The 15,680-nt window shown below is 58.3% G+C and carries 9 protein-coding genes; 4 read left to right on the forward strand and 5 right to left on the reverse strand.

Features of this window, described 5'->3' with window-relative positions; genetic code table 11:
• Window positions 1-159 precede the first annotated feature (159 nt).
• The 4 genes from ACQE3E_RS11910 (at window position 160) to ACQE3E_RS11925 (ending at window position 8,017) form a co-directional block, all read left to right on the forward strand.
• Window positions 160-2,643, forward strand: coding sequence for a TonB-dependent siderophore receptor (locus tag ACQE3E_RS11910; protein ID WP_427500567.1), 2,484 nt, complete (start codon window positions 160-162; stop codon window positions 2,641-2,643).
• Window positions 2,644-2,659: 16 nt separating this feature from the next.
• Complete coding sequence (locus ACQE3E_RS11915) at window positions 2,660-3,277, forward strand: YfiR family protein (RefSeq protein ID WP_313727814.1); 618 nt, start codon at window positions 2,660-2,662, stop codon at window positions 3,275-3,277.
• A gap of 9 nt (window positions 3,278-3,286) precedes the next feature.
• Window positions 3,287-6,601, forward strand: coding sequence for a PAS domain S-box protein (locus ACQE3E_RS11920; RefSeq protein ID WP_313727813.1), 3,315 nt, complete (start codon window positions 3,287-3,289; stop codon window positions 6,599-6,601).
• 366 nt (window positions 6,602-6,967) lie between these two features.
• Window positions 6,968-8,017: an HD-GYP domain-containing protein gene (locus ACQE3E_RS11925; RefSeq protein ID WP_313727812.1), complete on the forward strand. Its 1,050-nt coding sequence runs from the start codon at window positions 6,968-6,970 to the stop codon at window positions 8,015-8,017.
• A gap of 21 nt (window positions 8,018-8,038) precedes the next feature.
• Here the strand turns inward: ACQE3E_RS11925 and can are convergent, their stop codons facing one another.
• The 5 genes from can to ACQE3E_RS11950 form a co-directional block, all read right to left on the reverse strand.
• Complete coding sequence (gene can, locus ACQE3E_RS11930) at window positions 8,039-8,671, reverse strand: carbonate dehydratase (RefSeq protein WP_064030413.1); 633 nt, start codon at window positions 8,669-8,671, stop codon at window positions 8,039-8,041.
• Window positions 8,672-8,837: 166 nt separating this feature from the next.
• Entirely contained in the window at window positions 8,838-11,264 is a 2,427-nt protein-coding gene (locus tag ACQE3E_RS11935) for a TonB-dependent siderophore receptor (protein WP_313727811.1), read from the reverse strand.
• Between the two features lie 119 nt (window positions 11,265-11,383).
• Window positions 11,384-12,364: a FecR family protein gene (locus ACQE3E_RS11940; protein ID WP_313727810.1), complete on the reverse strand. Its 981-nt coding sequence runs from the start codon at window positions 12,362-12,364 to the stop codon at window positions 11,384-11,386.
• Window positions 12,365-12,386: 22 nt separating this feature from the next.
• Entirely contained in the window at window positions 12,387-12,902 is a 516-nt protein-coding gene (locus ACQE3E_RS11945; RefSeq protein WP_281023311.1) for an RNA polymerase sigma factor, read from the reverse strand.
• Window positions 12,903-13,048: 146 nt separating this feature from the next.
• The gene (locus ACQE3E_RS11950) at window positions 13,049-15,571 is read right to left on the reverse strand and encodes a TonB-dependent siderophore receptor (protein ID WP_281023312.1); all 2,523 of its coding nucleotides are present in this window, start codon (window positions 15,569-15,571) and stop codon (window positions 13,049-13,051) included.
• Between the last annotated feature and the right edge of the window lie 109 nt (window positions 15,572-15,680).

Here is a 15,680-nt window from a genome sequence, read left to right on the forward strand (position 1 = left end):
CGGCGGCACGCTACGCGGCCGCGTCGCCGCCAGCTCGGCTAGCCTAACTTGAATATTCGCGTGGTTTTCGACCTATCGGCTATGCTTATCGGCTAACGTAAGTGGCGTGGTGACGCTGAAAATCCGTATGCGGTTTAACGAATTTTCCGGGGGCTTCGAATGAAAGCAGGTAAGCATGACGCCGACTTAACGGCGATTGCCAAACTGGCGTTAGCGCTGAGTTTGTCGCAGTTGGCTTCGCTTGCGAGCGCGAACGAACCCGAGGACACCGCAATCTCGCCCGCTAAACCGGCCAGCGCCACCCAGCCCGATTCGGCCCCCTCAAACTCCAACGCTCTCGAAAGCCTAAGCGAAGCGCTAGCCGCCGTCGACGAATTCAACGGCCCGTTAAAGGATGTCGCGGACATGGACATCGACGAGCTAGTCAAGGTCAAGGTCTCGCCGTTCGAAGTGTCCAGCGAGCTCGATAGCGGTTACCGGGCTTCCAACTCGGTGTCCGGCTCGCGTTTCGACGCGCCGATTCGCGAATTGCCTTTCGCGATCCAAAGCTTTACCGAAGCCTTTATCAAGGATCAACGGCCTCGCGAGATTTTCGACATCGCCCGCTATTCTCCCGGCGTCACCTATCGGAGCAACGATTTCAACGAAGGTAACGCGAATCTGGCGATCCGCGGCTTTACCGTTGGCTCGTTGGCCGGCGGCAATATTCAGACCTTGCGGGACGGGGTGCATGGTCCGTCGATTCTGGATTTCACGAATGTGTCGCGAGTGGAAGTCGTCAAGGGGCCGGCCTCGTTTCTGTACGGGCAAGTCGCGCCGGGCGGTATCGTCAACGTCATCACCAAAACGCCTCGGCGCCAATTCGCGGCGAATGCCGCCGCCCGTTACGGTTCCTACGGCCAATACCGCTTCGAAACCGATGTAACCGGGCCGGCCTCGAAAACTCTGTTCTACCGAATGGCGGCCTCTTACGACCAAGATTTGCACTATTGGGAGCCTTACGACGCCCATGCCTGGAATATTTCGCCATCCCTGCTTTGGCAGCCCATCGACCGCTTCAGCCTATCGCTGAAATACGAGCGGTTCGAAAAGATCGAAGCGCCGCAATTAATGCAAAAGCCCGGTTACGGTACTTGGACCGGCATCATGCCCAGTGCAACCGATCCCAACCGATCCGGCGTCGACGTGCCGGGCCTGCCTGACACCTGGAACGGCATGGCCTACAGCGATTATCGCCATAGCAATACCGATAACCTCAGCACCTGGTTAGACTTCAAAGCCGACGAACACTGGAATTTGCGGGCAGGCTATTCCCATATGGAATACGACGTGGATGCATTGGCCACCGGCAATTTCGGCATGGCGAACAACGTCACGACCTTACAGGGCCGGCGGGTTCGCCATCAGGTCTACAGCAACCGCGACGACACGATCGAACTGCAAGGCGTCGGCCGTTACGACGTGGGCTTCGCCAGTCTGCGCCTGTTGTTCGGTGGGCAGTACGTGGACCGCAATTTTCACCGCTGGGCCGGTCAGGCGCCCAACGATCCAAGCCTGGGCGGCAATCCGACCGCGTCGCCGCTGCCGCTATGGGATTTGAGCGATCCCTCGACCTGGAATCGCCACACCTCGATCGGCTTGTCGGGATTGACCGCTTCCCGGTTCGACCAAAACCTCAACGCGGCGGATAAGTCGGTTTACGGCGGCTCGACCTTCGGATTTTTCGAAGATCGCTTACTGGTGCTGACCGGCTGGCGTTGGACCGAGACCGAAAGCCGGCTTAGCGACGTCTTGAACCAGAGGTCGCAGCCGCGGGTTAGCGCCAGCCGAGTGACGCCACAGTACGGGCTATTGTTCAAATTGACGCCGGAATGGTCCTGGTTCGCCAGCTATGCCGAATCCTTCGTCCCCGGCACATTTTCCATCAACCGTCTTGACGGCGGCACAGCCATTCCGGACCCCAGCGAGGGCCGGGGCTACGACGTCGGCATCAAAGCGGAATGGCTCGACGGCCGCCTGTCCAGCACCTTGAGCTACTTCGACATCGAAAATAAAAACATCGTCAACGACTTGGCCGTTACCGACGCCAACGGCGTCGTGACGATCTACGGCGTACAGACCGGCAAGCAAACTTCGCGCGGCATCGAATGGGATGCCACCGCCCAATTGACCGAGCAATGGCAGCTCTATCTATCCTATACCTATATGGATGCCAAGATTACCGAGTTCACCGGCCGGGACGATGCCATCCTGGCCCGGAACCCCGATACGCTGGACGCCACCGGCCTAGCGTATTACAAGAATGCGCTGCGATTTCATAACGCGCCGCTGCAAATGAGCGCGCCGCATCTTGCCAATCTGTGGACGCGTTACGACTTCAAGGCCGACGCCTGGCGCGGCTTGCATATCGGTGGCGGCTTCAATTTCGTCTACGATCAAACCTTGTTATCGGATACCCCAAGCTCGGACCGGCAAACCTATCTGCTGTTGAACGCGTTGATCGGCTATAGCTGGCGAATCGGCGAACACGAACTGAGCGTGGATTTCATGGGGAAAAATCTGCTCGACGAACAATATCGTCCCTCGCAAAGCAGCCGCGGCCGGCCGCGCGAGCTGACGATCAGTTTCTCCGTCAAGTTTTGATGGCGGCACCTGAACCATGAAACACGCCGACCTCGCCTGTTTCGACGCCACCCCGCGACTCAATCGGCGTTCCCGGCGCCGCTTGGGCATCGCGGCACTGTTGCTGGGTATGTTGGTTCCGGCGGTGAATGCCGACCCGACGCCGGGGCAGAGCAGCGCGATTCGCGTCAAAGCCGCGTTTTTACGCAATTTCGCCCGCTACGTCACTTGGCCGGAGCCGGTTTCCCCCAGCGTCGATAGGCCTTGGTGCATCGCGGTGTTGGGCCCGGACCCGTTCGGCGAGGTACTGGAAACCAGCGTCAAGGATAGAAGCGAGCAAGGTCACGCGTTTGAAATCGTTCGAGCGGAACGCACGGTGGATTTGCCTATCTGCCATATCGTCTTTGTTGCGTACACCGACATTACGCTTCGCCACGCCGCGTTGGCCGAGCTGAAACGAAAACCGGTACTGACGGTCGGCGATGCGGAAGACTTTATTGCGGATGGCGGCGTTATCCGCTTTAAAGTCGACGAGCGGGTCGGCATGACCATTAATCTCGATCAAGCCCGCGCCGTTTCGCTGACGATTCAAACCAAGCTGCTGGAAGTCTCCAACGAAATCTTGATCAACGGTATTTTTCGCCGGGTACGCTAAGCGATGACGATGCCATCCAACATCCAAGGCCGGCTGGTACTGATTCTGTGGGGCAGCGCCCTGCTGGCGTTTCTGTTGGCAGGCGCCGGCTTGGCAATGTTTCAAAACCTGACGCGGGAGCAAAGAGCCGCGCAAATCATCGAACCCTACGCGCGAATGATCGCGGTTGGCACCGATACAGCCATCGCCTTCGAAGATCCGACGCGTGCGCAGGAAATCCTCGACACCTTAAAATCCAATCCGCAAATTCAAGCGGCGGCGATCGTGTTGGACAACGGCCGGGTGTTGGCGAGTTTCGAGCGCTTGCCGCAAAGCTCTCTAGCGCGGGCACTTCCCGAAAAGGACGGGATTTTCGTGAATCGCGAGCGCGCCGACTGGTTGCAAACCTTATCCAGCGGCGCCAGGCTGTATCTGGCCATGAGTATGGCGGCCATCGAGCAGCAAACCCGCGAAATCTTCGCTTTATTCGGCGGCGGCGTGCTGGTGCTGCTGATCGCCACGATAGGCCAACAACTGATGCTGAAGCGCGCCATCGTCGCGCCGATCGCCGCACTGACCGACGCAAGCGAACGGGTGAGGTTCTCGGCCGATTACCGCCACCGCGTGCCGGCCGGCGGCGCCGAGGAACTGGCGCGCTTGGGACAAAACTTCAACGCGATGATGGCGGCAATCCAGGAACGCGAGCAGGCATTGCGCCATGCCAACGTGTTCCAACACACGATATTGCAAAACATCGCCCACGGTATCATCTCCACATCCCCGGACGGCACCGTCACCAGTTTCAATCCGGCCGCCGAGCGTTTACTGGGTTATGCCGCAAGCGAAGTCGTCGGCCGCGCGACACCCGCGCTTTGGCACGACGGCGAGGAAATCGCCCGCTACGCTCGCGAGCTTTCCGCGGAACTCGGAGTAACCCTATCGCCGGGCTTCGAGGTATTCACCGCCAAGCCGATGCGTCATCAACCGGAGGAACGCGAATGGACCTTCATCCGTAAGAACGGGCAACGGATTCCGGTGTATTTGTCGATTACCGCTTTGCGCGACGATGCCGGACGGATCGGCGGCTTCGTCGGCCTGACCTACGACCTTTCCGAACGCAAGCAAACCCAGCAACGCCTGCACTTGCTGAGCTTTGCGCTGGATCGAGTCGAGGAGACGATATTGTTGATGGGCGAGAACGACCCGCGTTTTTTGTATGCCAATCTAAGTACGGTGCGCACCCTGGGCTATAGCCGCGAAGAACTCACCGGCGGCATGAGCCTATTCGACATCATCCCGGATTGGACCGACGCGATGTGGGCGAGCTTCCGGCGGGAACTGAGCGAGCGGCGGCGCGCGCAATTCGAAACCCAGCATCAACGCCGGGACGGCCGACGCTTTCCGGTGGAAGTGACGGCCAATGTGTTCGAATTCGCCGGCCAAATCTACAACTTGGTCATTTGCCGGGACGTTAGCGAATGCAAGCAAGCCGAGGCGGCCCTGGCGAAAAGGGTGCGCGAGTTTCGCACGCTGACCGAGAACCATCCCGACGGCATCGTACGCTTCGACACCCTGGGCCGCCATCTGTACATCAATGCGGCGGCCGCGCGCAGCTCGGGAACTGCCGGAATGTCGCCGATCGGCAAGACCGTATGCGAATTGCCGATACCGGGCAATCCGGACCTGACGCAACCATTGCTGAACGCCGTGTTGGGGGTTGTCGGCAGCGGCGCGCCGAATTTGATGGAATTTACCTGGCCGACCGGACGTACCACCGAAATTCGCCATATTCCGGAACTCGGCGAACATGGCGAGGTAGCCAGCGTGCTGGCGATCGCCCGCGATGTTACCGAGCGCAAGCGTATCGAGGCGGAGCTGGACCAATATAAGCTACAACTGGAAGACACCGTGCGGCGCCGCACCGACGAATTGCGGCTGGCCCGCGACGCGGCGGAAGCCGCCAACAAGGCCAAAAGCGTATTCCTAGCCAATATGAGCCACGAATTGCGGACGCCGCTCAACGCGATCTTGGGTTTCTCCGGCATGATGCGCCACGACCCGCAGATCACCGAGCATCAGGCGGAGAGCTTGGATATCATCAATCGTAGCGGCGAGCATTTGCTCAATCTGATCAACGACGTACTGGAAGTCGCGAAAATAGAAGCGGGCCGCCTGCAACTGGACATCGCCGCGTTCGATTTATACGCGCTGGTCAAGGACGTCACCGAGATGATGCGCATCCGGGCTCGCGAAAAAGGTTTGTCGCTGGTGCTCGAGCAAGCCGACGAATGCCCTCGCTACGTCAGTTCCGACGAAGCCCGCATCCGCCAGATATTAATCAATCTGATCAACAACGCCGTGAAATTTACCGAGCACGGACACGTCACGCTGCGGATGGGGATCAAACACAACGCCAAACATCATTTGCTTATCGAGGTGGAGGACAGCGGCCCCGGCATCGCGGCGGAAGATCAATCGCGCTTGTTCGAACCCTTCGTACAGTTGGCCGACGGCGTCTCTCAACAAGGGACCGGCTTGGGACTGACGATTACCCGCCAATTCGTCCGGATGCTGGGCGGCGACATTCGCGTTAAAAGCGAATTGGGCCAAGGCTCGCTGTTTCGAGTGGAGTTACCGGTGGCGCTGGCCGGCGCGGAGGGTATTACCGAGTTATCCTCCGCTTCCGGCGGCAAGGTGATCGGCCTGGCCGGCGGTCAACCCCGTTACCGGATACTGATCGCCGAGGATCAGCACGAAAACCGCTTGCTGCTGGGACGCTTGATGACCGGCTTGGGCCTGGACACGAAATTCGCAGAGAATGGCCGGGATTGTGTAACGCTATTCGAAAACTGGCATCCGGACTTGATTTGGATGGACCGGCGCATGCCGGTGATGGACGGCATCGAGGCCACCCAGCGGATTCGGCAAGCGCCGGGAGGACGACACGTTAAAATTATCGCGGTCACCGCGTCGGCGTTTCAGGAACAGCAGCAGGAAATGTTGGACGCCGGCATGGACGACGTGATCCGTAAGCCTTACCAGTTCGCGGAAATATACGACTGCCTGGCGCGGCAGCTGGGACTGAGCTATCGCTACGCCAGCGAGGCGCCGGCCACCGCCGCGCCGGCCGTGGATACCGACGCGCTGGCGGCGCTTCCGGCCGAATTGCGCAATCGGCTGACCGACGCCTTGGAAAACCTGAACAGCGAAGCGGTCGCCGCGCTGATCGCCGAAATCGCCTTGCTAGACCCAAGCCTGGCGGTCGCGTTGTCCGGCGTGGCCGACCAATTCAATTATCAAGCGTTGCTCGGATATCTGGATGCCGCTAAGCGGAAGAACGGCTAGATCGGCGCCGGTCCACCAATGGCTATATTCTGGCCATTCAACGAACGCTCGACGCAAGATGGCGCACTATGATTAACGATCCGGCGTGACGCGATGCTCAAAACCTTAGCTTAAAAAGGGAAGCCGCTCGTGCAGGGCAAGACAACTCGGCATACAATAACCGGTTGTATACGACCGATGCGGCGCTGATTCAGGAGCGTTGACAACCAAGGAAGCGCCTGTCGGCAGAATCGGCGAATTCCTCCGCCGGCAGCCACAGATAACGGCTCCCGGCGGAGAAATTCGAGTACCCAAACCCATCGGCCGCGCCAACCCAAGTCGCGGCCGCGCAACCGGAGGAGGCCCGCCTTGACCAGGGAAAACCCAATGCTCAATGAACAACCCGGTTCGACTTCGTCCAAAGGCTTGATCTTAGCGGTGGACGATACGCCGGCCTCGCTCAGGCTGCTGACCGACGTACTCAAGGCCGAGGGCTACGAAGTGCGCTCGGCGATCAGCGGCGAACTGGCGCTGCACGCTGCCGAGATCCAGGCACCGGAACTGGCCTTGCTTGACGTCAGCATGCCGGGCATGGACGGCTTCGAAGTCTGCAGACGGCTTAAGCAAATTCCCGGCTCCAGCGACGTGCCGGTCATTTTCGTCAGTGCAATGTCCGACACCCAGGAAAAACTGCGCGGCTTCGAATTAGGCGCGGTCGATTACGTGACCAAACCGTTCCAGCGCGAGGAACTGCTAGCCCGCGTCCACACCCACCTGGAACTCAACCGGCTGCGCCACCATTTGGGCGACATGGTCGAGGAGCGTACCCAGTCGCTGAAACGTAGCGAATTGAAGTTGAGGGCCAATTTACTGGAATCCATCACCGCAATCGCCGCTACCGTCGAGATGCGCGATCCGTATACCGCGGGTCACCAACGCCGGGTCGCCCAGGTCGCCACCGAAATTGCCCGAGAAATGAACCTGCCGGATAATCGCATCGAAGGCATGCATCTGGCCGCGGTCGTCCACGATGTCGGCAAGGTCAAGATTCCGGCGGAAATTCTGTGCAAGCCGGGCCGGCTGACCGAACTGGAATTCTCGCTGATCAAATTGCATGCCCAGGACGGCTACGACATCCTGAAAGCCATCGATTTCCCGTGGCCGATCGCCGAGTTTGTCGGTCAACACCATGAACGGCTGGACGGTTCCGGCTACCCGCAAGGCTTAAAGGGCGAGGAAATTCACCTGGAGGCCAGGATCATAGCAGTTGCCGACGTCATCGAAGCGATGGCCTCCCATCGCCCTTACCGGCCTGGTTTGGGCATAGACACCGCTTTGGCGGAAATCGAAAGTAAGCGGGGGATCATGTTCGACCCGCAGGTCGCCGACGCCGCGCTTCGGCTGTTTCGGGACAAGGGCTACCAGCTGGAGAGTTAACCGCGGACCCGCCGGGTCCGCTTAGGCGCCGTAACGATAGATCGGCGGAATCTCGGCGGTATGATCCAGCTCTATCAATTGCTCGATGATCCCGTCGTTCAATCCGTACACCCAACCGTGCAAGGTCGGCTGGTGGCCGTGTTTCCAGGCCGTCTGCACGATGGAGGTATGCGACAAACGGTGTACCTGCTCCAGGATATTCAGCTCTATCATCCGATCGACTTTTTTGTCTTCGCTCAAATAAGCGAGCTCGTCCTGATGCAGCCGATAAACATCCTTGATGTGCATCAACCACTTATTGGTAATCGTCAGATCGCCGCGTTGCGGCTGCATCGCCGCCTTGACGCCGCCGCAACCGTAATGGCCGCAAACGACGATATGTTTTACCTTCAAAACCGCGATGGCATATTGCAAGACACTCAGGCAATTGAAATCGGTGGTAATCACCTGATTGGCGATGTTGCGATGCACGAAGATTTCGCCGGGCTGAGCATTGACCACTGTTTCGGCCGGCACCCGACTATCGGAACAACCGATCCATAAAAAATCCGGGCGCTGTTCCTTGGCCAACTCGATGAAATAACCGGGATCCTTGGCGACCATGTCCTGCGACCAGGCGCGGTTTTCCAACAGCAGTTTAGAGGGTGTATGCATGGGCCGACCTATCGGGTTGAGTTGTTTGCAAACCGAGACTCAGTGTCGCCGCACCCTGCCAGACTCGACGCCGTCCGCCAGGCCGGGTAGCACCCGAATCTCAAACCGCCCATTATCCCCGATAGCGCCGGCGTTTTCGACCGCTACCTTTCCGTCGGTTATAGACCTAGTACTCGACCTTGATAGAACCGATAAAACTGATCGGCGCGCCGGGCATATTGCCATAGTAGCGCTGGCTGGCGTCGAAGGTATCAGCCCCGGTGAAATAGCGCTTATCCAACAGATTATAAGCGTTGAGTTGCGCGGTCATCCGAGTCGGCCCCACCTTAAATTTGTAAGCCGCCGAAGCGTCCCAGGTCGCATAGCCCGGCAATTGATAGCTGTTTTGCGGATCGCCCTGGCGCTGGCTGGTCACGCGGATACCGCTGCCCAAACTGAGGCCGGCGAAGGCCGGATCGGTGAATTCGTATTTCAACCAGACATTAGCCGAATGGCACGGTGCGTTGGGAAAACGCTTGCCCAGCAGGCTGACGCCACCGTAGACGTCCTGCTCGGTAAACTTAGTAATGCGGGTATCCAAATAGGTGTAATTGGCGATCAAACTCCAATTCTCGGATAGCTCCCCGGCCAAGTCGAACTCAACGCCCCGACTGCGTGCCGCGCCCACCGTGGTCGTATAGCCAAGTAAAGCCAGCGTTGGATCGGGATTGCCGGTGGCCAAATTGGTTTTGACGATATCGAAATAAGCCAGACTGGCGGTCAATTTTTGATCGAACAGTTCGGTCTTGATGCCGCCTTCGAATTGTCTGGCTTCTTGCGGCTTTAACGGCGTGCCGTCCGTATTGCGGGCGCTGTAGGAATTATTGGTACCCAGCGATTCGGTGTAGTTGCCGTACAAGGACAGCCACGGAAAGGCCCGATACAACACGCCGACCCGCGGACTGAATTTTCCGGCCGACACATGGTTTGCGTTCATGGCGGCCTCGGCGGCGGCATAGGAACTGCCGGAGCTGCCGACGCCGTAGTCGGCCCAGTCATAGCGGCCGCCGCCCAATAAATGCAGCCTGTCCCAGAACACCATTTGATCCTGAAAATACACGCCGTTCCATTCCTGATGGTAATGGCCGTAATTCAACGGTAGCAGCGCCAAGTTGCCGGTAAAAGGCTGCGGGTTATAGATGTCGATACTATCGACGCTGGCGCAGCAGCGATTCTGGCTTTCGTCGGTGTACGCGTAATAGTCGTGACCCACCAACAAGGTATGTTTGACGCCCCAGGTATTCAGATGGCCCAACAGATTGGTATTGAACGAATAGGTTTGCGAACTTTTGACATTGTTGTCCCAATTGTAGCGATCGACGGTGCGCTGGTCGGCATGAATGCCGTACGGAAAAATGTCGTATTGAATCCGGCTGCCGAGAAAGGCCGAAAATTGCTGACTGATTTTCCAATCGTCGTTAAAAGCATGCGACCAGTTCAGGTCGGCGACATTGCGCTCCTGATTGGCGTGCGCCGACTGATCGCTTAACGCGGTGTTGATCGGCAAATTGGCCGGTCGAGTCGCTCCGTTCAGCACCGGAAGCCCGTCGTCCCAGCGAAAGTCGTCGCGTTGATATTCCATACCGAAATTGACCTCGGTCCGATCGCTGACCTTCCAGGTAAATTGCGGGGCGATGAAGATACGGTCGCGGTAAAACAAGTCGCGAAAGGATTTGGTGTCCTGGTAGGCCAGATTGAAGCGGTAGGCGAAGGTTTTATCCTGGTTCAACGCGCCGGTGGCATCCAACGTGGTCCGATAATTATCGAACGAGCCGAACTGTTGCTGCAGCGAGTAGTACGGCGTGAGCAGCGGCTTTTTTAAAACCCGATTGATCATCCCGCCCGGCTCGATCCGACCGTACAGCATCGCGCCGGGACCTTTCAGCACTTCCAAACGCTCGACATTGGCGGTTTCCGCCGCCCAGGAGGCTTCGCGAATGCCGTTACGGTAGGTCGCGCCGTTCATGTCGAAGCCGCGCACGGTAAAGTTTTCGTAGGTTGGCGACGGGCTGATTTGCACGCCGCTGACGTTGCGCAAGCCGTCGGCCAATGTAATCGCTTGCTGATCCTTCAAGACTTGTTGCGGCACGACTTGTATCGAAGTCGGCGTGTCCATCAACGGCGTATCGGTGCGGGTCGCGGTACTGGCGTTGGTGCGATGATAGCTAGGATTGTAGGGATCATCGGCCAAGTAAGCCGTTTGAGCGGTCACTGTCACCGCGCCCAGCGTCTCGACATGGTCCACCGCCGCCCCCGCCGGCTTGATCGCGACGGTGTTGGCTGCGGTAAAACTGAACACTAGACCGCTACCGGCCAACAACTGCTGTAAGGCCTGCGCCACACTGAAGCGGCCGTTAACCGCCGGCGCGGTTTTGCCGGCCACCGCGCCATCGGCGTAAAACGGTTGCACGCTGGTCTGCCGCGATAAAGCATCCAACGCGCGGGCCAGCGGTTGGGCGGGAATATTGATCGCGAAAGTCTGGTCTTCCGCCCGCGCGGCGCTGGAGGCCAGCAGCAACGGGGCAACGAAAATATACAGCGGCATGTTTGACATCGGTTCTCCTTATCGTGGTTTGGGTTCCGTTCGATAAGACCGTTTCAAAAATAAAACACCGCCACATTCGCCGATTTGACAATCAGCGCCCGGCCGTTTAAACACTCCCGTGCCGAAATTTATCGCCTGGCCAGAATGCCGATTCGGTTACCGTCCAAATGCGCGATCCTGACCGGCAATGCGGTGGCGATGGTATTCAGGGCCAGTGGCAGATTGTCGGTCGGAAAGCGGCCGCTGACCGACAATTGCCGCAAGTCAGCGTCGGCGATTTCAATCGACACCGCATGATAGCGCTCCAGCTCCCGCGCCACGTCCGCCAGGGTCAGATTTTTCAAAACCAGCACCCCGCCCCGCCACGCGGCAATGGCTGCTAGATCGCCGGCCCGCACCGGCGCGGCATGCCCTTGTCGATCAAAGTTGGTTTGCTGACCGGCGGTCAAATGCAGCACCTCGGGGTTCGTGGCAACCTTAACCGCGACTTCGCCCTCTTGAACAGCGACATCGACGTTCGCCGGATCCCGGCGCACATTGAATTGGGTGCCGATATCCTCTATCCACCCCTCGCCGACGCGAACCTCGAACCGGGTTAAGTTATTGTGGGCCACGCTAAACCAGGCCTCTCCCCGCTCCAGCCAGACCCGGCGGGCCCGCGCCGAGTAATTGACCCGAATCGCCGTGTCGGTATTCAATTCGATGCTGGAACCGTCACTCAACGTCACGGTTTCCCGTTCGCCCTTGCCTGTCGTAAAGCGCTCGGCGGTCAGCCACTGCCAGATCGGCGGATTGACGATCAATACGCCGGCCAGTAATGCGGCGGCGGCCAAACCGGCCATCGGCCAACATCGCTTGCGGCGAGCGTGCCGGTAAACCGCTTGAGCCTGTTTAAGTTGCGGCCGCGCCAATTCGCCCAGACCGGCCAACTCGCGCCATAAACGCTCCGCGCGGCGAAAGGCGTCCGCGTGGCGAGTATCCATGACCAACCAGGCCTCGAAGCCGACACGATCGTCGGTTGAGCAGTCGCCGGAATTCAGGCGCGCTAGCCAGGCCGAGGCTTCCTTGCGTATCCGGGCGTCTCGCTCGTCGCTATTCGTCGAGTTCATGGGCATTCGGGCGGCCACGCGATCAATCCCTATCCCAATCGGCGGCGTCCACTGCCGTCAGGAATAGTTCCAATGCTTTCGCGCAATGCCGCTCGATCGTACGTCGCGGCAGATTCAGGGTCTCGGCGATTTCCCGATGACTGTAGCCTTCGATGCGGTGCAACAGAAAAATATGCCGTTGGATTTCCGGCAATTCCTGCAACACCTGCATGCACAAGCGCAGGGTTTGTTGATCGGCCGATATGGCTTCAGGCGTTGCTACCGAGCTGCTGATTTGATCGAAATCTTCGATTTCGCCGTCGTACAGTTCGCGTACCTGCCGCTTGCGGCGCAAATCCACCGCAGCATTGGCGGTTACCCGATACAAATAAGCGCGCGGGTTCAAGATCGCATCCGGCGCCTCGTGTTCCAACAAGCGCAGATACGCATCCTGCACCAGGTCTTCGGCGGCATCGTCCAAGCGCTGCCCGGCAAATCCCAGCAACTCCTGCCGGTGCAGTCTGAACAAGCGTTCCAGCCAATTTTGTTTTCGGGCCATCACTGATGCAGGGACAAAAATCGCCTTTATAGCAAATACTCCGGCGCTGCGTTATCAATAATCACGGCCGATCGCCGCAAAGCGATCGGCCTTAGCGCGACCAAGCACCACGCAAACCAACCGCCCTGCCGTGCCGTCTATCCGGTTTAAAACTCCAACTTCATCGACCCAATCACCGTCAACGGATCGCCGGGCATATTCCAGGCGCGATTGGCGTTATAGGGTTCGCCCGCCACGAAATAGCGCTTATCGAAAATATTGTAAACGTTCAATTGGGTGGTGAGTTTGCTGGCACCCAAGTGCAAACTGTATCCGACCGAGGTATCGACCCGCACGTAGCCGGGCAACTGGTAGCTATTGGCATTGTCGCCTTCCCGCTTACCGGCCAGATAGGCGCCGATTCCAAGTTGTAAACCGGACAAGGCCTGATGTTGAAAGGCGTATTTCAGCCAGGTGCTACCGGAGTGTTCGGCGACGTTCGGCAAGCGGTGGCCGATGTTGCCGGACAACGCGCCGTCCTGGGTGATACGGGCGTCGGTGAACGCATAGCTGGCGATCAGGCTAAAGCCGCCGCCCAATTGCCCGGCGACGTCCATTTCGATACCTTGGCTGCGCGCGGCGCCGATGGTCTCGGAAATGCCTTCCCGAACCAGGGTTGCCACATTTTGTTTATCGATATGAAAATAGGCCAGATTAGCGGTCAAATCGCCTTTAAACCATTCGCCTTTCAAGCCGGCTTCATACTGTTCGGCGGTTTCGGGTTTCAACGGTTGTCCGCTCTCGGAGCGGCCGTTGTTCGTCCCGAATCCCTCCACTCGGTTGCCGTACAGTGACAGCCAATTCCATGGGCGGTACAGAATACCGACTCGGGGGCTAAAAAACCCCTCGCTTTGGGCCGCGAGATTGACGTTGCCGAAACTGGGAATGTAGCCGTTGTAGTTGTCGTTCTGATCGGCGGAGTTTTGATAAGAAGTCGAGGCGCCCGTAGCCTGGTGGGCCCAGTCGTAGCGGCCGCCGCCCAGAATTTGCAATTTGCCGTCGAAAAATGCCAGATGATCTTGGAAGTAAAGGCCGTACCAGGAGGTTTGGTTGATCGAGAAATCGTTGGGATGGTTGATGCGTTGAAATTCGTAGGCGTTGTAATCCAAATTCGCGTAAACCGGGTTGTAAAGGTTGACCCGGGTAAAGGCGAAATTGCCGCCGCCGAAATCGGCGGGAAAATGATAAGGACTGTTGGCCGGCGCGTTGACGGCATTGAAACCGAAGAAGCCGGATTGGCGCACCTCGTCGTAAAAGTAATCCCCGCCCACCAAAACGTTGTGGTTGACCGGACCGGTCGCGAATTTGCCGTTTAAATTAAAAAACGCGTTATAGGATTCCTCGGTGCGATCTTCGAATTGCGAGCCGCGACGAACGACCTGCGGATTGTTGTCGGTTGCCAACAAAGGCTGAAATACAGCGACCAGCAATTCGCGGTAATGCTGGGTGGTCCAGTTGGCGACGAAACCGTTCTTGAAGGTCCAATGATCGTTGAATGCGTGCGACCAATTGAAATCCAACAGCGTGCTATCGGACGGATCTTGGTTGAACTGCCCGCCGGGTTGACCGTAATTGGTGTTGATGGGTACGTTGGCCACTCGCGTACCGACGGCCGGAATACCGGTATCGTAAGGCAAGTTACGATCCATATATTCCAGGCTCAGATTGAATTCGGTCGCATCGCTGGCTTGCCAATGCAACGACGGCGCCACGAATACTTGAGTTTGGCTGACGAAATCGCGAAAGGAGTTTCGGTCGGTGTAACCGAAATCCAGGCGGTAAGCCAAGCTCTTGTCGTCGTTCAGCGGTCCGGTGGCCTCCGCGACGGTGCGGTATAAATCGTAACTGCCGAATTGTTGTTGCAGCGAATAATGCGCTTCGCTTAGCGGCTTTTTGGTGACGACGTTGACCATGCCGCCCGGCTGAACCCGGCCGAACAACATCGCCGCCGGACCTTTCAAGACTTCCACTTGTTCGATGTTGGCCAAGTCGGCATTGAAGTTGGATATACGTTGACCGTTGCGAAATCGGGAATAGTTGGTGCCGAAGCCGCGAATCACGAAGTCCTGGCCTTGCCCGCCCGATGTCCATACCGGCTGCACGCCGCTGACGTTTTTGACCGCGTCTTCCAGGCGGATGGCCTGCTGATCGCTCAAGACCTGCCGGGGCACGACCTGCACCGTCATCGGCGTATCCATTAACGGCGTATCGGTTTTTGTCGACGCCGACGCGAACGCGCGATTGTAGTTGGCGTTGTTGGGATCGAACTGCTCGGCGTTCGCCTTGGCAACCACCGTCACCGCCGCCAAGGTCGCGGCGGAATTGGCATCCGGTTGGGTAATCGCCACCGCATGATCGCCGTTGAATTTGAAACTCAAGCCGGTACCCGACAAAAGTTGCTGCAAAGCCTGCGCGGCGGTCAGATTGCCGGATACCGCATGGCCGGTTTTGCCGGAGACGACCTGATCGGAATAAAACGGTTTGATGCCGGTCTGGGCCGCCAGCGCGTCCAACGCCGCCGGCAACGGCTGGACCGGAATGTTGAAGTGGAAGGTTTGTTCCTCGGCCTGCGCGGAAGCCAGGCAAACGGCCAGTGGCGCGGCGGCCAGCAAATCTCGTAGCGGATTCATCGGTTCTCCTGAAAATGAATGAGTCACCGATAAGAGCGTTTTAGCGTGGGCAAACACCTCAATTTATTTTGTTTCGAAACCAACGGTCGCAACGTACCGAAATAGCCTC

Source organism: Methylomonas sp. MED-D (assembly GCF_050276835.1).
Classification (GTDB): domain Bacteria; phylum Pseudomonadota; class Gammaproteobacteria; order Methylococcales; family Methylomonadaceae; genus Methylomonas; species Methylomonas koyamae_A.